This window comes from Campylobacter ureolyticus (assembly GCF_013372225.1).
GTDB lineage: Bacteria > Campylobacterota > Campylobacteria > Campylobacterales > Campylobacteraceae > Campylobacter_B > Campylobacter_B ureolyticus.
This window is the reverse complement of sequence record NZ_CP053832.1, coordinates 1,773,966-1,795,790: the sequence shown is the minus strand read 5'-3', so window position 1 is coordinate 1,795,790 and position 21,825 is coordinate 1,773,966. Positions and strand designations below refer to the sequence as shown.

The following is a 21,825-nucleotide window of genomic DNA, read 5'->3' as shown; positions in this document are numbered from 1 at the left end:
ATAATTTTTTTATAAAGCTAAAATTTAGCCATAATTTTACCAATTGTATTCAAAAGTAAATTTTAAATTTCTACCAGGTTCATAAAATCTCTCAATACCTCCTCCCGTTTTTTGATCTATTAAATTTGTTGTTCCAAATTCTCTTATTGATCTAGCTGAACTCCATGATAAATATTTTTTATCTGTGATATTATAAATTCCAAATGTTAAAGCTAAATTTTCAATTGGTTTTGCAAAAGTTATAAAATCTAAAATTGTGTATTTATCACTTCTATATTTTATAAATTTTCTTTTTTCATCATTTTGTTTCCAATACATATTGTAGGTATCTTCTGCTTTTTTTTGGGATACTTGTGTTAGGTATAAATCAAAACCATATTTTTGGTTTCTCCAACCAAAAGAGTAGATAGATTTTTTAGGGTCAATTGCGTTTATCGGCTGCATTTGGCCATATTCGTCTTTAAATTTTCCTTTTTGAAATGTCTGTTTAAAGCCTAAATAAAAATTAGAAAAATTTTGTGTAACTTCACCTAAGTTTAGTCTTGCTTCTATCTCATATCCATTAACTTTTGCTTTTTGATAATTTACATTTTGATATTTATAATAATTAAGTCTTTCCACTCCTGGAATTTCGAAAACTTCCGATCCGATATATTTTAAATCAATAAAATTACTATAGTTTGATTTAAAAACGCTAAAAGTAAAATGTCCTAAATCATCATATAGGGTTATAGCAGATTCTTTTGTTTTTGCGATTTCGGTATTTAAATTCCAGTTTGGAACCACAGTAAAGTCAGGATGCTTATATGTAAAATAAAGCTCATCACTTGTTGGATTTCTAAATGCTTTTGAATATTTGAGTTGAATTCTTAAAAACTCAAAAGGATCTAGATCTAGTCCAAAAAGATAAGAGTCATTGTTAAAATCTTTTGGTTGCGAAAAATATTTTATATTATCTAGTGCGTTTTGTTTTAGAATTTGTTGATTTTTTTTAATATTTTCATCTATTTTTTTTAATAGATTTTTATATTGCTCAAAGGTCATACCTGTTTCCCACCAAGCTTTTCCACCTGTATAGTGTTCGATTTTATCTGGTAACAATTTTGGTTTTATATAAAGTCCTTTTACCATATCATCTGGTATTTTTGGAGATGTTTTTGGATCATATTTTGTTCTATATTTTGTTTTATCATATCTATAGGCTAAATCAAGCGCAATAAAATCATTAAATTTAATATAATCTTTAAAATATAAAGCATTTGTTATTGCCTCAACTGGAATTAAAAATGAATTTATCGATGTTTTGGGGCACGCAAAACCACTATATCCACCACTTACATCGCATTTAATACCTTTGCCATTTTCTATACGTTGAAATGGTTGTGCCCACCATTTATTGTCACTTCCATCATAGCCACTATTATTTATCATCTCTTTTTTTTCTTTTGACAAAAGTCCGCCATATTCAAAACTATGCTTTGTAGAATATAGTTTAAATTCTTTTGTAAAATCTATGTTTATTTGTTTCGTATCTGTATTTAAATCTCTTTCTTTCCACGATCTGTTTAAATAACCATCGCTTCTTGGCATTAACACAGCATATTTTTTTGCATCCCAATATTTTGGCCTTGTTTGAGGGTCCAAGCTATCCCAATCATATGCTCCATAAATTTTTCCACTTACTGAGTCTTTTTGTCTAAGGTTTAGGTTTATTACTTTTCTTTCATCAGTTACTTTGCCATATTGACCCATAATATTAACTTCTAGTTTGTCACAGTTAAAAATAGAACAATCATACCAGACCTTTTCGCTTCCTATGAGTGAATAATAATCAAAATAATTTGAGCTAAATTTATTTCCTTTGCTATCTGTTATGGTTCTATCTAGACCGTTTCCATCTGCTTTAAATTCCTTTCCCCATTTATCAACAATTTTGCCATCTTTAATGCTTATTCCAGCTTTGTTTGATATGGTTTCACAATTATCCTTATCACGACATTTTTCATCAGTTTTTGCCTTTGTTGTTATTTTTTGGTCCGAAAGAGTTATTTTTACCGAATCATAAAATAAATTTTCATCATAATTTTCAAATGAAACAGAAAAATTTTTTCTTTTTATAAAATCATCTGTAAATCTATATCCATCACTATTACTTTTAACTGTACCTGTTCCAAGATTACTAGGTGTAAAGGTATAAGAAAAATCATGTCCTTTTGAATTTACATCATACATATCTTTTGCAAAAGTTATTCTATTTGTATCGTTTGGATTAAAAGAAAATTTTATCAAAGTGCTATCTTTAGTTATTTTATATGGATCTGCTTTTTTTCTAGTTTTTCCAACCGTTTCATCATATTTATGATAATCATAATTTTTAATTTGATGCGAATTTCTATCCGTTCTTACTACTAATAAATCAAACCATTTTGCTTTTGCGGCAATAGTGTGCGATGTAAAAAATTCATAATTTTTATCAGCATACCCCGTCTTAAAAGCATAAAACCAATTTTTATCCAATAAGTAGTCTCTTGCATCTTTTGTTTCAAAAACAATTGAGCCACCAAGTGCTCCACTGCCAACCTTAACTGAATCAGCTCCTTTTTGTATAGTTGCTTGTTTTAGAGTTTCTATTTCGACGCCATTTCTTGTGTTATTGAAATTTCCATACCCCATAAATAATTCATTGAATCCTTGTGAAGATATTGTTTGAGCCTGTGATAAACCATCAATCATTATAGCTACTCTATTTTCATCAACTCCTCTAATGGTATATCCACTTGTTCCAAATCTGCCACTTTCTACAACAGAAACTCCGGTTTCATATTTAACTAAGTCTTTGCTATCTGCAACTTGTTCTTTAGATAAAATTTGATTTGATTTTAAGGTTTTACCAATCTTTTTTTCTTTTGGATCGATAGTATTTGCATTTACTTCTATGGTATTAAGCTCATAATTTTGATGTGCGAATAAAAAATTTGTTGTTAAAATTAAAAGAAGTTTTTTCCCCATTTTATACCTATATTTATAATTAATATCATTAAGAAATAAATTGTATCTTTAATTTTATAAAAATTCGCTTATAGTATTGTTTTATTATAATAAATTTAAATATCGTAAATGGTGACTTTGAAGTGACAGAGAAAAAATTCATATATTATAAGCATAATGATATTAATTATTGTTTTATATTAAATTTTATACAATAACTGAATTTTGCCAAATTTAAACATTAAGGAAAATTATGCCAAATAACAAAGTCATTATATTTAGTTTTATGTTTTTATCTATTTGTTTTTCAAATGATAATATTTTACTTGAAGAGATTGAAGTTTCAACCCATAGGCTTTCAGCTAAACAAACACAAATAAATAGCGATAAAATTAGATCTTCTTTAATATCTACTCAAAAAGATTTAGTAAAAAATCAAGTAGGAGTAAGTATCACCGATGGTGGTAGAAGTGGAGTAAATGGTTTTACAATTCGTGGAGTTGATAAAGATAGAGTATCTGTAAAAGTTGATGGGATTGAAGCTGCACAAAGTTTTGTACCAACTTTTCATCAAAAACAAGGTTTTATTTCTGGTGCAAGAGGTGGAACAGAAATAGAAAATTTAAGCAATATTCACATCTATAAAGGTGCAAATTCATTAAATTCAGGAAATGGTGCATTAGGTGGTGCAGTTTTTATGCAAACAAAATCGGCGCATGATTTTGTAGAATCTGGCAAAATAACTGGATTTTATAGCAAAACTGCCTATTCGTCTAAAAATAGTGAATTTCGTCAAGTTTTAGGAAGTGGGTTTATTTATAATGGCTTTGAGGGGCTCTTTCAATATACAAGAAGAGTTGGAAGTGAATTAAAAAATTATTATAATGGAAAAATTGATGATTTGGATATTTGTGGAAAAGATATCGCAAATAAAGATTATAATAAATATTGCGGAGCTGGAAGAATTTTGCCAGATCCCACCTCGTATAGAACAAAATCATATTTAACCAAATTTGGATACAGGTTTGGCGATGATAGTTTTATAAATTTATTTTATGAAAAACAAAGTATTGATAGCTTAATAGAAGAAAAAAGCTTTCCAGCAAGCAGAAATCAGACTTTTACAATAGATAAAACACCATATAAACGTTATGGTGTAAGTTATGAATATATGCCAAGCGATAGTTTTTTGGAAGAATTAAAAGTTCAATTTTCAAAACAGGTTATAAATCAAATTTATAATCAAAACTCATGTGTTTTTAGAAATTGTAATAATCAAGATAGCAAATTTGAAAGAAGTACTAATATTAAACAAGACAAGAGCCAAATTGATTTAAATTTAAACACTATTGATTTACCAATTTGCTCATCATATCATAGTTTTTATTTTGGCTTAGGTTTTGGAAGAGATAATTTTAAAAATAGCGGTTTTTGGTCTGAGCTTATCAAAAATAAAAGAGAAATTCGCCTTGATGATGCGAACGGTAAAAAATTAATTAAAGATGAAAATGGAATTCCGATTTTAGTTCCTTCAATAAAAGGAAAACTTGGTATAGAAAAAACAACCGGTTGGTTTTCCAAAGAGCTTTTAACACTAGATGGGAAAATATTAAAACTTCCTTGGTTTGCTATGGATGGAAAAGTTTATGTTCTAGATGGAAATTTTATTTATACGAGACCTATAAGAACCGATAATTATTATATTTATTTAAAAGAATATATTCAGTTAAATGATAGATTAAGTGGTATTCTAGGAATTCGCTACGATAAAATTAAACACAATCTTAAAACTAGTTCAAAACTTGGTGCTGCTACTGGAGAGCTAGCAAAAGAGACTACAAAATCAATATGGAATATGCAAGATCATAAAGCTTATAGTAATTTTAGCTACAACACTGGATTGAAATATGAAATTTTTGATGATACTTTTTTAGAATATAGTTTTAATACAGCTTTTAGAGCCCCAAAAATACAAGAGAGCTTTGTTGAATTCATACAAGGAACTAAGCATTTTAAATCAAATTTTGATTTAAAAACTGAAAAAGCCTTTAATCACGAAATAGAACTAAGTTCTGATTTTAAATATGGAGCTTTTAGCTTATTAGCATTTTATACCAAATATAAAAATTTTATTGATTATAGTGTTAGTAATATTGTTGAAAAAGTGGAAGAGTTTGATTTTAATACTTTGGAGACAGTTTGGCGTGACAAAGTTATAGGAACTAGATATCAGTATCAAAATATAAATTCAGCACATATTAAAGGATTGGAGTTAAATGCAAGAATAGGCACTGAAGATGGCTTGTTTGGGGTTTTTATGGCTTCATATCAAAAAGGCTCAAAAAATGATGGAAGTTCATTAATGGGAGTTTCTCCTTTAACTTTTGCGGCGGGGGTTGGATATAATGATAGGCAATTTAGTATTTTACTTAGTGCAAAATATCAAAAATCTAAAAATCCAAAAGATGCCATGTATTTTTTGAACGATAATAGTGGAGTTAGCAAGAAAGAAGATATTAAACTTGAAAGCTATCCTATGCTTAGTAATTCTTTTTTAGTTTTTGATTTTATGGCTGAATATAGAATGAGTGATAATTTTAAATTAAATGCTGGAATATTTAATATTTTTGATAAAAAATACATAACTTGGGATAGTATAAGAGAGGCAAAAGAAAATGGATCAATGTCTTTTATTGCAAAACAAGAAAATCATGAAGGATCTGGGTGGCAAAGACTTACATCTCCAGGAAGAAATTTTGCTTTGTCATTTGAAGTAAAATTTTAATTATTTTATAAAAATCCCCTCAAATTTGAGGGGATGAGTTTAAGCTTTTATATTAGGTTGTTTAAAGATAGTAAGCTCAGGAACTTTGCCTGTAAATTTTTCTATATTTACAAGACCAGTGTGAGAGATGTTTCCATTTGCAAGTTTTGAAGTTGGCATATCTATAGTTAAGACATTTGCGCTTCCATTTTTATCCAAAGTATTTGCCTTTGTTGGATCAAGTGGGTCGTACCAAGCACCTTCACATAGTTTAACAACACCTTTTATAATGTCATCTGTTACTTTTGCACCAGCCAACACCTCGCCTCTAGCATTAAATACTCTAACCGCATCACCAGTTTTGATGCCTTTTGCTTTTGCGTCTTCACTGTTTATCCAGATAGGCTCCAGGTTTGAGATAGCATACTCATCTCTAAGACTTGTGTTATTTAGCTGAGAGTGAAGACGATCTTCAGGGTGAGAAGTAACTAGGTGAAACTCAGCAGGTTTGTTTTTCATACCAAGCCATTCAATTGGCTCAAACCAAGTTGGATGAGCTTTACAATCATCATAATTCATCTTCTCAATTACTTCTGAGTAAATTTCAATTAGGCCTGATGGAGTGCCGAGTGGCTCTAAAATAGGATCTTCTCTAAAATCGCCATATCTATTATATTCAAATCCCTCTTGAGTTTGAAGGAAAGTTATAGGCTTATTATCAGCCCAAAATTCCTCAAATGGCTTCATAACAACGCCATTTAGCTCTTCAAGTTGCATTTTCTTTGCCTGATCTCTTGCGCTTTCATAAAATTCTTTTATCCAGTCAATATCGCTTTTATTTTCTGTATATTTGTCTTTTACACCAAACTCTGCTGCTAAATCGGTAAAAATTTCATAGTCATTTTTACTCTCACCTATTTTTTCAACAGCTTGTTTCATTGGAGTTATTCCTAAATTTGCATAATCACCAATCATAGAAATATCATCTCTTTCATAGATTGTAGTTACAGGCATAACAATATCTGCCATTCTAGCAGTTGGAGTCCAGTAAATTTCATTTACTACAACAGTTCGTGGCTTTTTCCAAACTTTAATAAATTCATTTGTATTTTGATGATGGACTAAAGGATTTCCGCCTGCCCAGTATATAAAGTCAATTTTTGGATAGGTTATTTTTTTGCCGTTGTGATCTATTGTTTTTCCAGGATTTAAAAGAGCATCTGAAATTCTAGCTAGTGGAAATGCTGAATCAGTTGCTTTTTGAAGCCAGCTTTGACCGGTTCCAACGTTTGCAGCACCTGAGCTTATACCACCAACGATTCCAGCTTTTGCATCAGGTGTTCCGCCGTTACTGTAATGATAGCTTAATCCAAATCCACATCCTGGCTTTCCAATTTGTCCAAGCATTGCACAAAGAGTTACTAGTGCCCAATGTGGTTGCTCGCCATGATGAGCTCTTTGCATACCCCATCCACTCATTATCATAGTTTTATTGTCATAAAGTGTATGAGCCAACTCTTTTATGGTTTTTTCATCAATTTTACAAATTTGGGAAGCCCATTTTGGAGTTTTTGGAGTATTATCTGTTTTTCCAAGAAGATAAGGCAAGAACTTATCAAATCCTGTTGTGTAGGTTTCTATAAATTTTTGGTCATATTTTTTAGACTCATAGAGTTCATACATCATACCAAGCATCATTGCAACATCGGTATTTGGTAACGGTGCTATCCACTGGGCGTTTAAAAATTTGCAAGTTGCATTTTTTATAGGATCTATGAAAATAACTTTTTTTCCACTCTTTTTTAGTTCTTCAAGATACTTTAAACCTTGCTCATCGCTTACAGTCCAAGCTATTTTTAAGGTTGAGTATGGATCAGCACCCCAAATAACAACAACATCGGCATTTTCTAATACTAAAGGCCAAGAAGTTTGTTGCTCATATACCTCAATTGTTCCTAGGACATGCGGCATAATAATTTGTGATGCACCAGTTGAATAATCACCTAAAGTTCCTGTAAAACCACCTATTTGGTTCATAAATCTATGAAGTAAGATTCTTGCATTTTGCATATTTCCAGGACTTTTCCATCCATAGCTTCCTGCAAAAACACTAGTATTTCCGCTTGCTTTTATTGTTTTTTTAAGTTCGTTTGCAATTAGCTTTATAGCTTTGTCATAGCTTACTCTAACCCACTCATCACTTCCTCTAAGTTCAGGTTTTGGGCTATCTGGATTTTCTAAATAGCTTTTTCTTACATAAGGATATTTGACCCTATCTTTTGCATAAACCAAATCAGCTGTGTAGTGTTGAAGAGGATTTTTTATGCTTGAAGTTTTGTTTAAAGGCTCGCTTTTTACGATTTTACCGTCTTTTATGGTAAGTTTTAAAACGCCCCAGTGAGCTCCTGTTATAACTTCACCATCTCTAATAATCTTGAAATTTTTAGTAGCATTTTCGGCCGCAAAAAGGTTCATTTTCATAAAAAATGGCACACAAAATGCCGCACCAATTGTTTTAAGTGAATTTCTTCTTGATAAATTTACTGACATTTTTTACTCCTTTGTAGTAGTTTTTTGTAAATACTGAGAAACTAAAAATCTATCTTTTTTATCCATGACAGTTCTACTTAGCATAGATTTTAATATACTTGGCCACTGATTTGCGTTGTATTCGTTAATGTTGTGAAGAGCATGACACATTGAACAACTCTCAGTGTAGATACCAGCAGCTCTATCCATGATAGGCTTTAGCTCTTTATAAAAATCCTTATCATCGGTATAGGCTTCAACGCTTACTTTGCTCCAAGCACCTTTTTCTAAGACCTTAACATCTACGGCTGCATTTTTTCCAAAAGCTGCGTTTAGGATCCTTTTTCCCTCGCTAAAGTAGATTGCCTCACTCACATCATCTTGGATATAGCCCTCGATCTTGATTTTAAGCATATCGCCATCTTTTTCCAAAATCTCTACAGGTGCCGTTGGAAGTAGCCTTCCGACAGCCTTTTTATCGCTTTTATCTGCATAAAGAGACTTTACAACATCGCTATAAACTATCTCATTTGCAAATGCAAAAGCACAGGCAAAGACAAATATTAAAATTTTTTTCATATACCCTCCTTATAAATTTTTATTGATTATATCACAAATAATATAAATATGATATAAAATAATATTATTTCATCTAGCATTAAACTTTAAGATGAAATTTGAGTTAAAAATAGTGAAATTAAAGTGAAAATTAATGATTTTAAGATAATTTTTTAATTGTAAAAGTTAAATAAGTTTTTATAATTAGTAGAATTCAAAGAGTAAATTCACTCTTTGAATTATTAAGTTTTAGTGTAGGTTTTCTATATAATTCATAGCGCTAAGTGCTGCAACTGCGCCATCTCCAGCTGCTGAGACAACTTGCTTTGGGGCATCTTGTCTGATATCGCCTGCTGCAAAAAGACCTTTAATGCTTGTTTGCATTTTTAAATCAACCTCTACTTGTCCAGTTTCATTTGTGTTGCAAATAAATTTATCATCATTTTTAATGATACTATTTCTAACATTAAGCCCCACAAAAGTAAAAATTCCAGGAACTTTTAACTCTCTTGTTTTTCCGTCATTAAATTTTACTCTAACTCCAGTAACGCCTGAGTTATCCCCATAAACTTCATCAACAACAGCATTTAAAACAAATTCTATTTTTGGATTTTTCTTAGCTTTTTCAACTGTTATTGGTGCGGCACGAAAGCCTTCTCTTCTGTGTATTAAATATACTTTTGAGACAATGTTTGTTAAATAAATCGCTTCTTCTAACGCAGTATCACCACCGCCTAAAACAGCAACTTCTTTATTTTTGTAAAAAAAGCCATCGCATGTTGCACAAGTACTAACTCCTTTTCCAAAAAACTCATTTTCACCTTTAAAGCCTGCTTTTCTAGGTTCTGAGCCAGTTGCTAGGATAACAGCTTTTGCCTTAAACTCATCACCGCTATCTGTAAAAATGCTAAAACTTTGGTCTTTGTTTTTTACAACTTTTACAACTTTTTTACTCTCTTGTTTTAAACCAAATCTAAAACATTGCTCAAGCCAAGGCTGCATAAAACTAAGCCCATCCATTATGGTTGCAACTCCTGGGTAGTTTTCTATCTCAGAGCTTCCTGTGATTTGGCCACCAGGCATACCAAGTTCAAATAAAACAACATCTTTAAGTCCGCCTCTTGTGGCATAAAGTCCTGCTGCAAGACCTGCTGGTCCGCCGCCAATGATAGCTAAATTTAACATTTCAATCCTTTTAATTTTATTATGAATTTATTTTAAAAAATAGATTAATAATAAAATTTGAAGCTAAAAAGCTTCAAATTTACTATAAAAGTGAGTTTATTTTATCAGTGATTGCTTGTTTTGACTGAGCGCCAATAAGTTGATCTTTTATCTCGCCATCTTTAAAGAAAAGTAAAGTTGGAATGCTTCTTATACCAAATTCAACTGCTAAGTCTTGCTCTTCGTCGGTATTTACTTTACAAATTTTAGCTTTTCCTTCAAATTCTTCTGCTAACTCATCAATAACAGGAGCAAGCATTCTACAAGGTCCGCACCATGGAGCCCAAAAATCAACTAAACTAACGCCTTCTTTTGCTACATCGAAATTTTTTGATGTAAGTTCTATGTATTTTGCCATTTTTTCTCCTTTTAGAAAAATTAATATTATAAATTATATCGAAAAAACTATTAACCAAAAAACAATATGTATTATCAAATAGTAATATTTTCTATAAATTCAAATTTATCTTTTTTAAACACCAAAGCATCAACTTGGTAGTTTGTAATTTCTGGATTTTTTAAAAGATAAAAATTTAAAGTTTTTAAAATTTTTTCTAATTTTTGAGGAGTTATGCGGTAAATCGCTTCGTAATCACCCTTTGTAGCTTTTACCTCGATGAAATGATAAACATCATCTTTTTTGGCGATGATGTCAATTTCGCCAAATTTGCTTTTAAAATTTCGATCAATTATTTCAAATTTGAGTTTTTTTAAAAAATTTATAGCTTTTTCTTCGCTTTTAAATCCAAAAATATACTCTTTTAATCCCAAATTTACTCTTCTATCCTTATCATAAAAGGTCTATTTAAAACAAATTCAAAATTTTCTAAAATTCCCATAACTCTTTTAATGTTTGCTTCAAGGCTTAAATGGGTTGTAAAATAAAGTGTGGTGTGTTTTTCTCCCTTGTTTCTTGGTTTTTGTAAAAAGCTATCTATTGAGATATTGTTTTGGCTCATCACATTTGTAATGCTAGCTAAAACTCCAGTTCTATCTTCGACTTTTACTCTTAGATAGTATTTTGTTTGAATATTTTTTTGTTCGATTAACTCCATTTTTTTAAAATTTTGAGCATATCCAAGCATTGGGTTTTTATTTCCTTTTGCGATGTCTATAAGATCTGCAATAACCGCACTTGCAGTTGCATCTCCTCCAGCACCTGGACCATAATACATACTTTCATTTAGTGCATCACAATTTATACTAACTGCATTCATCACGCCATCAACTTCGGCAATTATCCTATCTTTATTAATTAGTGCTGGATGAACTCTAAGCTCGGCCTTGCCATCAGTTATTTTTGAAATTCCTAAAAGTTTTATAGTATAGTCAAACTCTTTTGCAAAAAAGATATCTTCATTTGAAATTTTTCTAATACCTTTAACTAAAATATCTTCAGGATCGCCATGAACGCCATAAGCAATACTGCTTAAAATCAAAAGCTTGTGAGCTGCATCAATCCCATCAACATCAAAAGTTGGATCTGCCTCAGCATAACCCAAACTTTGAGCTTTTTTAAGCACATCTTCAAAATTTGAGTTATTTTGCATCATATCTGTTAAGATATAGTTGCTTGTTCCATTTAAAATTCCTACTATTTTTTCAACTCTGTTTGCGCTAAGTCCCTCTCTTAGGGCTTTTATAATTGGAATGCCACCTGCAACACTTGCTTCAAATCCAAAAGGCGTATCTTTTGCAAGATTTTGTAAGGCATATCTATGATATGCAAGCATGGCTTTATTTGCTGTTACAACCGGCTTTTTTTTCTTTAAAATTTCGCTAACTATATTAAAAGGCTTTTCAACACCACCCATAAGTTCAATATAAATATCTATATCATCTCTATTTAATACACTTTTAATATCATCAGTTAGTGGGATATTAACGCCTCTATCTTTATTTAAGTCTCTAACTGTGCCAACTACTGGAATTATCTCTTTTCCAGCTCTTGCACTTATTAGATCTTTATTTTTTTGTAAAATTTTAATAACAGAACTTCCAACTGTTCCAACACCTAAAATCGCTACATTCATTCATTTCCTTTTAAGAAATTTTTTATATTTTTTGCTGCTTGTTTGATTCGGTTTTCATTTTCTATTAAAGCAATTCTTACAAACTGATCCCCGCCACTTCCAAAGCCACTTCCAGGACTTACTGCAACATTTGCTTCCTCAAGCAGTTTTTTACTAAACTCAAGACTTTTTATTTTTGAAAATTTTTCTGGAATTTTTGCCCAAACAAACATAGAAGCAACTGGTTTTTTAATCTCCCAAGAAGCATTTTCAAAAGATTTTATTAAAAAATCTCTTCTTTTTTCATATTTTGATCTTATCTCATCAATGCAACTTTGATCTCCATCAAGTGCAATTGTAGCGGCAACTTGAATAGGTGTAAACATACCATAATCAAACCATGATTTTATCTTTTTCAAAGCTGCTACTAGTTTTTGGTTTCCGCACATAAAACCAACTCTCCAGCCTGCCATATTATAAGTTTTTGATAGTGTATAAAACTCAACTGCTACATCTTTTGCTCCCTCAACTTCTAATATAGATGGGGTTTTATATTCACCAAAAGAAAGCTCAGCATAAGCAATATCACTAATTACATAAAATCTTTTTTCTTTTGCCATTTTTACAAGACGTTCGTAAAAGCTTAAATTTACAACCGCGGTTGTTGGGTTGTGAGGGAAATTTACAACTACATATTTTGGTTTTGGAATGCTTTCTTCAAAAGTTTGCTCTAAGTCTTTAAAAAATTTACCTTCATCTAAAAAGAAATCCTCCCCATAAACTAGTGGCATTTTTACAACATTTCCACCAGCTATTATGAAAGCTTGAGTATGTATAGGGTATGCAGGATCTGGTACTACAGCTACATCACCAGGATTTATAATAGCTGTTGTTAAGTGAACAAATCCCTCTTTACTTCCCATGGTTGCAACTATTTCTTTATCTGGATCAAGAGTGACATTAAATTTCCTTTTATACCAAGAAGCACATGCTAGTCTTAATTTATAAATTCCTTGAGAAACAGAATATCCATGGGTTTTGTCTTTGTTTGCACTTTGGCATAATTTATCAATAATGTGTTGTGGAGTTCTTCCATCGGGATTTCCCATAGAAAAGTCGATTATATCTTTACCTTCGTGTCTTGCTTTCATTTTTATTTCATTTATTTGAGCAAAAACATAGTTTGGAAGGCGTTCTATTTTATTAAAACGAATTTCATCAAACATAGCATTCTCCTTTTTATTTAAGGTTAAATTTAAGTCCATTTTTTATGTTATCTAAGCTAGCGCTATCGCCAACTTGTATATAGGTCGCATCTTTTGGGATAGATAAGTTTAAGCTTTTTTTTATCTCATCTTCTCTAATGCTTTGTAACAGATTTAACTCATTATCAAAGACTCTAATTTCAGGGTGCCAAGCATCCATATTTTGAGAGATAATATTTATCTCATTTTTGCCTTTTATGTTTAAAAAATATGGTTTTTGTGGTTTTTGCAAGTCGTATATAAACTCAGGCGCTAGATTTAAATTTGATAAGTTTACTTCGTATATGAAGGTATTATTTCTTCTTGATACGTTTTTGATATATGCTGATCTTTTTTTAAACTCATCATAAACTTTATCTGGAGTTAAAACTCTTGAGCCTAGTATTAGAATTTTATAACTTGAGTTTTGGTTGTTTGTAAATTCTAAATTTTGATAGTTTTTAAATCCAAGCTCTTCTAAAACATCACTAGCAAGCTTTAATAAAACAACTCCTTTTGAATTTGAGTTAAAAACAATCTCAGTTTTTGAGTTTTTTGAGTAGTTGCTTAAAATTTTATCGTCAATCAATTTTTTTGTAATTCTTCTAATATCGGGGTTTTGATACTCATCTATAAACTCACTCACACCCTCACCATCTCCGCCTAAATTTAGTGATATTTCTTTAGGTGTTGCCCCAAATGTTAAGCTTAAAAAACATAGCGTTAAAATTAAACTTCTTACCACGCTTTGCCCTTATTTAGCTTTAAGAACTCATCATAGCTTATCGCGTTTACATCGCCTTTTTTTATTAGAAATCTATGTGGGTTTTTATCATTAAATTTTTCTTCTTTTTCTTTTGTGTTTAGTGTAAAAAGTCCGTGTCCTGTTAGAATAAGTTGATCTTTATTGAGATCAAATTCAAAGAATTTATCTGTTGTTTTTGTGGTTTTTGAACCAGTTTTTAAATCAATTATGCCTATCCAAATTTTCTCAGTTGGGTTTATGCCTTGTTTTTGATCTTTTGCTAAATTTTCATTTAAAGGTTCTTTATCAGTCAAATTCTCACTACTTAAATTTTCATTGCTTAAATTCTCATCTTCGTTTAATAGAGTAAGTTTTTCAAGGGCATTTAAACTCTCATTTTCATCAGCTACTTCTTCTAAATTTTCTTCGTTGTTAGAATCTGTTTCTTTAAGGCTAAACTCCGGTGTTTTGTTATTAAGATTTAAAATTTCAATTCCTGTTTTTTCAAGCTTTAAGTTTGTTTCATCTATCATTGTAGAATTTGTTGAATATACTTCTGTTTTATTGTCTTTAAAATTTAAAAACTTATCTATTTCGTAAAGCTTAAAGTTAAAAATAACCCAAACAATGATAACAAGTAACACTAGCCAAAATAAAAATTTAGGAAGTTTTTTATGCTCTGTTATTGCAACTTTTTGTTTTAAGGGGTTATTAAATTTAGTCTCTTTTTTTATGGTTAAATCTTCTATGTTGTTTGCGTTAAACTCATCAAGCCAAGGCTGCAAATCAACCTCGTATTCTCTTTCAAGTATCTTTATATATGCTTTTACATTTGTTTCTTTTAATGAGTCAAAATCTTTTTGTAAAATCCATCTTATATAATCAACTTCAATATGCGTTGTTTTGGCTATTTCGTTGATTCCAATACTTTCTAATTTTTCTAAAGCGTTATTTTTATTGTTGTCCATTTGTCATCCTGTCACAAAATATTGCAAATGCTGCATTAACATTTAAAGAATCCCAGTTATTTCTCATTTTTATGCCGATTAATTCATCGCATTTTTGAATGGCCTTATTTGGAATTCCCTCGCCCTCACTTCCCATTACAAGCACTTTTTTACTAGCAAATTCTTTTAAATTTTTACCTTTTGCATCTGATGCGTAAATTTTAAAACCAACTTGCTTTAACTCATTTAAAAGAGTTAGCCCATCTTCGAATTTACAAATTGGTATTTCATACGCAGCACCACTGCTAGATCTAATAATACCCTCTATTGCTAAACTTTTGGTTACGATAATTACACCATCAACTCCAAGTGCATAAGCTGAGCGAACTATCGCGCCTATGTTTCCAACATCACTTAGATTATATAAAACTGCCAAAAAATTCTTAGATTCTAAATCTTTAAATTCACTAAACTTATAATCTTTAACTTCAGCTAAAAAACCTTGATGATTGCCACCTCTTGCTAGGGCTTGAGCTTTTTTAAAGTCAAGTTTTTCTATTTTTATATTAAGCTTTGAAATCTCCCTAAATAAAGCCTTATCGCACTCTTTGGCAAGAAAAATCTTTAAAAACTCATCTTTGTGGTTTTTTAACAGATGTAAAAATAGCTGTTTTCCATAAATTATCATTTTAAAATAATATCAAAAGAGGCTTAAAAAATAGCTTATTTTATTAAATTTTTATAAATTTTTTTTTGGTTTATTCCTGTAATTTTTGATAAAAGTTTTGATTTTGGTTTGGGTGGTATATCAAGATCTAAAATATCACTTTCTAAAATGGTTTCAAACTTTGTATTTTTACTTTTGTCTATCACTAAGCAAAACTCACCATTTAAATTTTCATTTTCTAAAATTTGAGCTAAATTTATAGCTTTATCAAAATATTTTGTTTCAAATTTTTTAGTTGCTTCTTTTATGATAAAAATTTTTCTTTGTGGGTCTAGGCCTGAAATAGTTTTTATTAAATTTAAAATCCTCTTCGGGGATTCATAAATTATCACTGGATAGGGTAAATTTAAAGCATTTTGTATAGCTACTTTTCTCTCATCGCCTTTGTTTGGTAAAAAACCTAAAAAGCTAAACTCTTTTTCTACTAACCCACTTGCAACAGCTGCCAAAATTAAGGCATTTGAGCCACTTAAAACTTCATATTCGACTTTATTTTTTTGAGCAAATTTAACTAAGCTATTTCCAGGATCGCTAATGCATGGCATTCCAGCATCGCTCATATATGCACATATTTTTTTAAAAATACTTAAATCAATATTTTTTAAAATTTCATCTTCATTGTGTGAATGGAGTGAGTAAAAAGATACATCTTTTAGCTTTAAAGAATAGCGAGTTTGGAGTAGGTTTAAAAATTTTTTAGTAACTCTTGTATCCTCGCAAAAAATAACTTCGCATTTGGCTAAAACTTCTAAAATATGCAAGGATACATCAGATAAATTTCCTATTGGTGTAGGAATAAAATAAAGCAATTATTTCATACCGTATTTTTTCTTAAATTTATCGACTCTACCTGCTGAATCTACGATTTTTTCACTTCCTGTAAAAAATGGATGACATTTTGAACAGATATCAACTCTTAGCTCTTTTTTGTTTGACTTTGTTTCAAAAACATTTCCACAAGCACAAGTTACAGTGCAATCCATATAGTCTGGATGAATATCTTTTTTCATAAAATTTTCCTTTTTATATTTTTTGGTTTTGAATTTAGAATAAGTTTGCATTTTACTATAAAAAATATAAAAAATCAAATTTAAAGTAAAATTTTTGATGCAATTCCTACGACAGCACTATTTGATTTTAAAATAAAAGGTGAGTTTAGTCCAATCTTATCTTTAACTTTTAATCTTTCATTCTCACTAAATCCACCCTCAGGCCCTATAAAATAAATTTTATCTTTATTTAAATTTTGGATTTTTTCGCCACCAAAATCTACCAACGCAATGTTGTTAAATTTAGTTAAAAACTCATCAAAACTACTGTAAATTTCAAACTTTATTATAGAGTTTCGCCCACATTGTTGTGATGAGTTTATCAAAATTCTTTCAAATCTTCCTAAATCAAGTTTAAAATTTTTTTGCGAGAACTCAGTATAGACAAAAAATATCTTTTTAACTCCGATTTCATTTAAAGTTGGAAGAGTTTTTTCTATAACTATAGGATCTACAACTGCCCATGCAATACTTAAAAAAAGTTCATCTTTTGGCAGGGAATGTTTAAAAACAAGCTCTAAAGAGATTTCTTTTTTTGAAATTTCTGTTATTTCATAAATATAATTATAATTATCTTTCAAATTTCTTATATCAATTCTTTGATTTTCCTGAACGCGTCTAGCTTTTAGATGTTTAAAGTCATTTATCTTTAAAAGCTCATCTCCGGCATTTTTATCATATAAAAAAACCATTTATAAAACCTCCAAAATAAGTGTAATTGTTAAAATTATGCTAACTAAAATTTTAGCTTTTTTCTTAAAATTTTCATAATTTTTTGTGTAATATCCTTTTTTTAAGGCTTTAAAACTAATGCCAATAAATGCTGGAAAAATAATACTAGCTAAAATCATCAAAAAAACCTTAAAGCTTATGTGAAAATTAATAACAGGCAACATTATAATGCCTGTAAAAATTAAAGCTGAAAGACTAAAACTATAAAGCGGTATAAAAAATCTTATTCTTTTATGAAATTTAATACCATTTTGCGAGTTAGAAAAAATCAAAATCAAAAAAATCAAGCTTAAAACTATAAAAAACTTTGAAAAAAAACTATGTAAAGCAAGACTTAAATCATAAAATTCTATCATTTAGCAATCTTTTAAAAAATTAAACTTAATGCCATTTTTAAGTTTTGTAAAAAATTCTTTATCATCTAAATCAGCTAAAATTTCAGGACTAAATTTTATATCTTTAAGCTCTATTTTTCCCATATTTTCATTGTATGCATCATCTCTAAAGCATTGTGCATATCCAGTGGCTGTTTCATGAACTATAATACTATAAAGTGTGACATTTTTTTCATTATTGTTCATGTTTGTAAGACTTAAAAGTCTGTCAATTAAAATAAAAAAAACTCTACAAAACTGCTCTGCGCTTGGGTTTTGTGGAATTTCTATCCATCTTTTTGAGTGTTTTTTAATATCATTTTTATATTCATCGCTATCGCCTGAAAAAAGTGTTGTAGCATGGTCAAAACTATCAATTATTACTTTTATACCTTGTTTCATTAATCCAAAATCATATACCATTCCAGCATTGTCTAAAAAATTTGAGCTAAGCATTACTTCACACCTATATGAGTGTCCGTGAATACTAGTTCTGCAACGCTTCGAAGAGCAAAATCTTACAATATGTGCATTTTCAAAGTCATAAATTTTTCTTATTATCATATACCCTCTTTATCGTTAAATATTCTAATATGAACTCTATCTGTATAATTATAGCCGTTTTCAAGACAGAAATTAAATACAAATTTAGCATTTTTTTTAAGTTCATCTATGTTTTTAGCTAGTGGCATACAAAAAACATCGCTTTTTTTAGCGTCTTTAATAGCGTTTAAAATCTCACAAATTTCATCATTTGGATTAAAGCTAGGACTTATTACAAATTTATAAAAGCACTCTTTTGTGTTTTGTTTTAATAAATTTAAAGCTTTAAAATTTAGCCTTTTATCTTTTGTTTCGCCTGAGATTGAAAGTTTTATGGAAATTGCATAAATGCAGTTTTTATAAAGAGGAAATTTCTTAAAATCAATCTCAATCGTTCCATTTGTTTCAAAATGAACTTCATAGCCTTGATGTAAAATTTCGCTAATAAAATCATAAAAAATGGGATTTTTATGATGAATTAGTGGCTCACCGCCTGTTATTATGATAGCTGGCTTATAATTTAAATTTGGAATTTTTGATAAAAGAGTTTTTGTGCATTCAATTTTTTCATAATTAAAATGACTTGTAAAAACAGCTTTGATTGTATCACACCCTTTTAAAATTTCCCCTGTTTTTGGAGAAATTTTAACTACATTAAAGCCCGGACATTTTAAATTACACCCAGCAAAACGAAAGAAAATAGCATTTGTACCAGTATATTTTCCCTCGCCTTGGATACTGTGAAATACTTCAACTAGATTTAAAGACATTTAACTTTTACTCTAAATATAAAAAACTTTATTCATATTTTAGCCACCAGTTTTATAAAAAGCTCTACTTGAAATTTCATTTTGATTTATGCTGTTTTCCCATCTATTTTTTTCAGGTTTATTTTTTAAAACCTCTCTTAAAATTTCACTTGCTTTTATAATGTCACCGTTTCTAACAGCTTCTTTTATGCTTAGTGCATCTTCAAAATACAAACAAGGTATTAAAAGCCCTTCTGCACTTAGCCTAATTCTATTGCAAGTATTGCAAAAATCGTGCTTATGTGGATCAATTATTCCAAATCTATATCCATCTTCTAATTCAAAAAGGGTAGCTGGAGAGTTTAGTTTTTTAACACTTTCTTTGAATTTAAATTTGCTTGATAGAATAGTTAAGATTTCATCTTTTTTAAGACTTTTTAAAAAGTTTTTTGCATGGATATTTTCCATATATTCGATAAATCTAATTTCACATCCATGATTTTTAGCAAATTCTAAAAGACTCACAAGTTCATCATCGTTAAAATTTTTTAAAGCCACACAATTTAATTTGACTTTAAGTCCAGCATTTAGGGCCTCCTCAAAGCCGCTTACAACTTTTTCAAGTACATTCTTTCCAGTTAATTTAAAAGCTTTTTCCTTGTTCAAGGTATCAAGGGACATATTAATTCTTTTTAGTCCGCTATCTTTTAGTTTTTTGGCAAAATCTTTTAAGAAGTATCCATTTGTAGTCATTGCTAAGTCAATATTTGGGGCATAATCACTTATCATTTTTATAAACTTATCAGTATCTTTTCTAACTAAAGGTTCTCCGCCTGTTATTCTTATTTTTTTAACACCCTCATCAATTGCAACTTTTATAAATAAAAATAACTCTTCAAAGCTTAAAATTTTTTCATGCGGTACCCATTCAAATGGTTTATTTGGCATACAGTATTTGCACCTAAAATTACATCTTTCAGTAACAGAAACTCTTAAATAATCAACAATTCTTCCATGCCCATCTATTAACATCTTTTATCCTTTTATTAGATTATAAAAGATTTTTTTAAATTTAGCACAAATAAAATTTATTTATTAACAAGCTTATCTATGTTTTGCAAAGACTTAATAACAGGCTCAATCTTATCATCAATTTGTTTATCAAGTTCATCAGCAAGTATGCCTATATCAAACATTTCAAGTTCTTCTTTTAGTTTTGCAACCTCTTTTTTTAAGATAAAAATTTCATTCATATTATCATTTACTATATGATCATATCTATCAAATTTTTTATTTGTTTGGCTATCTTTTACATAAAGTAAAATTAGCACTATAAAAAGCACTACGCAAAGTCCTAAAATAATAATGCTATTAGCATCCATTTTTTCTCCTTTTTTAAAAAAGATTTAAAATCTTGACGAACTTATTAAAAAACTTTTCAAACTTCCTGCAGTCACGGACACAAAGTCCGCTTGCTTGAAAGTTCAAAAAGTTTTTTATAATACCGCCTATTTTTGAAAATCTATTTTTATAACTTTTAAAATTTTAGTAAATTTTAAAAGTGCGGAGCATAGATTTTAAAAAATAGGCGCAGTTAGGCAAAAGTTTTTTAGTCCCACGATGCGAGCATACTTTTTGTATGTGAGCGAGTGGGCTAAGAAACTTTTATTTAAATATGCCAAGCTTTTAAATCTTCAAATCTAAAAATATAAAACAAAAAAACATTATTCCCAAATAACCATTTAGTGTAAAAAATGCTTTGTCTATTTTAGTAAAGTCTTTATTCACAATCTCATGTTCTTTATACAAAATAACAGCTGAAATTATAACACCTAAATACGCAAAAAATCCCAAATTTGAAGCCATGCAAAAAAGCAACCAAAATAAAATTGTAATTGCGTGAAAAATACTTGAAATAAACATAGCTGCCTTACTTCCATAACATGCTGGAATACTATAAAGACCAGCTTTTTTATCATATTCCATATCTTGAAGTGAGTAGAGTATGTCAAACCCAGCTACCCAAAAAGCAACTCCAAAACATAATAAAATAGCCCAAAGAGGAATAGCTCCTAAAACTGCCACACTTCCTGCAATTGGAGCAAGCCCTAGACAAAATCCAAGCACTATATGAGCGGTTTGTGAAAATCTTTTAAAAATTGAATATCCACCTAAAAAAAGTAAAATTGGAAATGATAAATAAAAGGCTAAACTATTTATAAAATATGCTACTACTATAAAAATTAAAGCATTTACTCCTATGAAAATAAGTAAATTTGTCTTTCCGATTCTTCCATCAACACTTGGTCTATTTGCACATCTTGGGTTTGGTTCGTCTATGTCTTTGTCCATATATCTATTAAAAGCCATAGCAAAACTTCTTGCACTTACTGCACATAAAATTCCTAAAATAAGTAGCCTCCAGCCAAACCACATCGTGTTATTTTGAAGTTTTGAAGCCGTAATCATAGCTATAAAAATAAACGGTAGAGCAAAAACTGAGTGCTTAAAAACAATAAGTTCGTTAATATCTGCTAAAACTTGCCTAAATTTTTTCATTAATTCCTTTCAAAGTTTTTATTTTAGCTAATTTAAGATAAAATATATATTATTAGTTTTAAAAATTGCACAAATTAGGGG

General features: G+C 29.7%; 21 protein-coding genes. 1 reads left to right on the top strand and 20 read right to left on the bottom strand.

The window, feature by feature from the left end:
• Nucleotides 1–36: 36 nt before the first annotated feature.
• A complete protein-coding gene (locus tag CURT_RS09190) occupies nt 37–3,009 on the bottom strand; it encodes a TonB-dependent receptor domain-containing protein (protein WP_018713427.1) in 2,973 nt (990 codons plus the stop codon).
• A 232-nt stretch (nt 3,010–3,241) separates the two neighbouring features.
• On the opposite strand from CURT_RS09190, the gene CURT_RS09185 reads away from it, so the two are divergent.
• Complete coding sequence (locus CURT_RS09185) at nt 3,242–5,773, top strand: TonB-dependent hemoglobin/transferrin/lactoferrin family receptor (RefSeq protein ID WP_018713426.1); 2,532 nt, start codon at nt 3,242–3,244, stop codon at nt 5,771–5,773.
• A 39-nt stretch (nt 5,774–5,812) separates the two neighbouring features.
• On the opposite strand, the gene CURT_RS09180 is transcribed toward CURT_RS09185, so the two are convergent.
• From CURT_RS09180 to mqnP, 19 genes are all read right to left on the bottom strand, one after another.
• The gene (locus tag CURT_RS09180; RefSeq protein ID WP_018713425.1) at nt 5,813–8,302 is read right to left on the bottom strand and encodes a molybdopterin guanine dinucleotide-containing S/N-oxide reductase; all 2,490 of its coding nucleotides are present in this window, start codon (nt 8,300–8,302) and stop codon (nt 5,813–5,815) included.
• A 3-nt stretch (nt 8,303–8,305) separates the two neighbouring features.
• On the bottom strand, nt 8,306–8,860 hold the full coding sequence (locus tag CURT_RS09175) for a hypothetical protein (protein WP_018713424.1): 555 nt from the start codon (nt 8,858–8,860) through the stop codon (nt 8,306–8,308).
• A gap of 228 nt (nt 8,861–9,088) precedes the next feature.
• Nucleotides 9,089–10,024 carry a thioredoxin-disulfide reductase gene (gene trxB, locus CURT_RS09170; RefSeq protein ID WP_018713423.1) on the bottom strand — a complete coding sequence of 312 codons (936 nt, stop codon included), beginning with the start codon at nt 10,022–10,024 and terminating at the stop codon, nt 9,089–9,091.
• Between the two features lie 82 nt (nt 10,025–10,106).
• The gene (trxA, locus tag CURT_RS09165; RefSeq protein ID WP_016646318.1) at nt 10,107–10,421 is read right to left on the bottom strand and encodes a thioredoxin; all 315 of its coding nucleotides are present in this window, start codon (nt 10,419–10,421) and stop codon (nt 10,107–10,109) included.
• Between the two features lie 74 nt (nt 10,422–10,495).
• A complete protein-coding gene (locus CURT_RS09160; protein WP_018713422.1) occupies nt 10,496–10,834 on the bottom strand; it encodes a YraN family protein in 339 nt (112 codons plus the stop codon).
• Between the two features lie 2 nt (nt 10,835–10,836).
• Nucleotides 10,837–12,096, bottom strand: coding sequence for a homoserine dehydrogenase (locus CURT_RS09155; protein ID WP_018713421.1), 1,260 nt, complete (start codon nt 12,094–12,096; stop codon nt 10,837–10,839).
• A complete protein-coding gene (locus tag CURT_RS09150; RefSeq protein ID WP_018713420.1) occupies nt 12,093–13,301 on the bottom strand; it encodes an LL-diaminopimelate aminotransferase in 1,209 nt (402 codons plus the stop codon). Before CURT_RS09150 ends, CURT_RS09155 begins: the two co-directional genes overlap by 4 nt.
• A 13-nt stretch (nt 13,302–13,314) precedes the next feature.
• Nucleotides 13,315–14,064, bottom strand: a complete 750-nt coding sequence (locus CURT_RS09145; RefSeq protein WP_018713419.1) for a hypothetical protein — start codon at nt 14,062–14,064, stop codon at nt 13,315–13,317.
• On the bottom strand, nt 14,058–15,032 hold the full coding sequence (locus CURT_RS09140; protein WP_018713418.1) for a hypothetical protein: 975 nt from the start codon (nt 15,030–15,032) through the stop codon (nt 14,058–14,060). Before CURT_RS09140 ends, CURT_RS09145 begins: the two co-directional genes overlap by 7 nt.
• A complete protein-coding gene (rlmB, locus tag CURT_RS09135; RefSeq protein ID WP_018713417.1) occupies nt 15,019–15,699 on the bottom strand; it encodes a 23S rRNA (guanosine(2251)-2'-O)-methyltransferase RlmB in 681 nt (226 codons plus the stop codon). Before rlmB ends, CURT_RS09140 begins: the two co-directional genes overlap by 14 nt.
• A 35-nt stretch (nt 15,700–15,734) precedes the next feature.
• Complete coding sequence (gene rsmI / locus CURT_RS09130) at nt 15,735–16,547, bottom strand: 16S rRNA (cytidine(1402)-2'-O)-methyltransferase (protein WP_018713416.1); 813 nt, start codon at nt 16,545–16,547, stop codon at nt 15,735–15,737.
• Nucleotides 16,548–16,748: a 50S ribosomal protein L31 gene (rpmE, locus tag CURT_RS09125; RefSeq protein WP_016646326.1), complete on the bottom strand. Its 201-nt coding sequence runs from the start codon at nt 16,746–16,748 to the stop codon at nt 16,548–16,550.
• An 80-nt stretch (nt 16,749–16,828) separates the two neighbouring features.
• Nucleotides 16,829–17,479, bottom strand: coding sequence for a 16S rRNA (uracil(1498)-N(3))-methyltransferase (locus tag CURT_RS09120; protein ID WP_018713415.1), 651 nt, complete (start codon nt 17,477–17,479; stop codon nt 16,829–16,831).
• Nucleotides 17,480–17,875: a hypothetical protein gene (locus CURT_RS09115; protein WP_018713414.1), complete on the bottom strand. Its 396-nt coding sequence runs from the start codon at nt 17,873–17,875 to the stop codon at nt 17,480–17,482. It abuts the gene before it with no gap.
• Nucleotides 17,876–18,457, bottom strand: coding sequence for a 6-pyruvoyl trahydropterin synthase family protein (locus CURT_RS09110; RefSeq protein ID WP_018713413.1), 582 nt, complete (start codon nt 18,455–18,457; stop codon nt 17,876–17,878).
• Nucleotides 18,454–19,206, bottom strand: a complete 753-nt coding sequence (locus CURT_RS09105; RefSeq protein ID WP_018713412.1) for a 7-carboxy-7-deazaguanine synthase QueE — start codon at nt 19,204–19,206, stop codon at nt 18,454–18,456. Before CURT_RS09105 ends, CURT_RS09110 begins: the two co-directional genes overlap by 4 nt.
• Nucleotides 19,207–19,245: 39 nt before the next feature.
• Nucleotides 19,246–20,217, bottom strand: a complete 972-nt coding sequence (moaA, locus tag CURT_RS09100; RefSeq protein ID WP_018713411.1) for a GTP 3',8-cyclase MoaA — start codon at nt 20,215–20,217, stop codon at nt 19,246–19,248.
• 56 nt (nt 20,218–20,273) lie between these two features.
• Nucleotides 20,274–20,567: a hypothetical protein gene (locus tag CURT_RS09095; protein WP_016646332.1), complete on the bottom strand. Its 294-nt coding sequence runs from the start codon at nt 20,565–20,567 to the stop codon at nt 20,274–20,276.
• Between the two features lie 304 nt (nt 20,568–20,871).
• Nucleotides 20,872–21,744 carry a menaquinone biosynthesis prenyltransferase MqnP gene (gene mqnP, locus CURT_RS09090; protein WP_018713410.1) on the bottom strand — a complete coding sequence of 291 codons (873 nt, stop codon included), beginning with the start codon at nt 21,742–21,744 and terminating at the stop codon, nt 20,872–20,874.
• Nucleotides 21,745–21,825 lie beyond the last annotated feature (81 nt).

Excerpts from the sequence above, each read along its gene's own strand:
- CURT_RS09190 (WP_018713427.1), bottom strand. The coding sequence starts at position 3,009 with ATGGGGAAAAAACTTCTTTTAATTTTAACAACAAATTTTTTATTCGCA.
- CURT_RS09185 (WP_018713426.1), top strand. The coding sequence starts at position 3,242 with ATGCCAAATAACAAAGTCATTATATTTAGTTTTATGTTTTTATCTATT.
- CURT_RS09180 (WP_018713425.1), bottom strand. The coding sequence starts at position 8,302 with ATGTCAGTAAATTTATCAAGAAGAAATTCACTTAAAACAATTGGTGCG.
- CURT_RS09175 (WP_018713424.1), bottom strand. The coding sequence starts at position 8,860 with ATGAAAAAAATTTTAATATTTGTCTTTGCCTGTGCTTTTGCATTTGCA.
- trxB (WP_018713423.1), bottom strand. The coding sequence starts at position 10,024 with ATGTTAAATTTAGCTATCATTGGCGGCGGACCAGCAGGTCTTGCAGCA.
- trxA (WP_016646318.1), bottom strand. The coding sequence starts at position 10,421 with ATGGCAAAATACATAGAACTTACATCAAAAAATTTCGATGTAGCAAAA.
- CURT_RS09155 (WP_018713421.1), bottom strand. The coding sequence starts at position 12,096 with ATGAATGTAGCGATTTTAGGTGTTGGAACAGTTGGAAGTTCTGTTATT.
- CURT_RS09150 (WP_018713420.1), bottom strand. The coding sequence starts at position 13,301 with ATGTTTGATGAAATTCGTTTTAATAAAATAGAACGCCTTCCAAACTAT.
- CURT_RS09140 (WP_018713418.1), bottom strand. The coding sequence starts at position 15,032 with ATGGACAACAATAAAAATAACGCTTTAGAAAAATTAGAAAGTATTGGA.
- rlmB (WP_018713417.1), bottom strand. The coding sequence starts at position 15,699 with ATGATAATTTATGGAAAACAGCTATTTTTACATCTGTTAAAAAACCAC.
- rpmE (WP_016646326.1), bottom strand. The coding sequence starts at position 16,748 with ATGAAAAAAGATATTCATCCAGACTATATGGATTGCACTGTAACTTGT.
- CURT_RS09120 (WP_018713415.1), bottom strand. The coding sequence starts at position 17,479 with ATGGTTTTTTTATATGATAAAAATGCCGGAGATGAGCTTTTAAAGATA.
- CURT_RS09115 (WP_018713414.1), bottom strand. The coding sequence starts at position 17,875 with ATGATAGAATTTTATGATTTAAGTCTTGCTTTACATAGTTTTTTTTCA.
- CURT_RS09110 (WP_018713413.1), bottom strand. The coding sequence starts at position 18,457 with ATGATAATAAGAAAAATTTATGACTTTGAAAATGCACATATTGTAAGA.
- CURT_RS09105 (WP_018713412.1), bottom strand. The coding sequence starts at position 19,206 with ATGTCTTTAAATCTAGTTGAAGTATTTCACAGTATCCAAGGCGAGGGA.
- moaA (WP_018713411.1), bottom strand. The coding sequence starts at position 20,217 with ATGTTAATAGATGGGCATGGAAGAATTGTTGATTATTTAAGAGTTTCT.
- CURT_RS09095 (WP_016646332.1), bottom strand. The coding sequence starts at position 20,567 with ATGGATGCTAATAGCATTATTATTTTAGGACTTTGCGTAGTGCTTTTT.
- mqnP (WP_018713410.1), bottom strand. The coding sequence starts at position 21,744 with ATGAAAAAATTTAGGCAAGTTTTAGCAGATATTAACGAACTTATTGTT.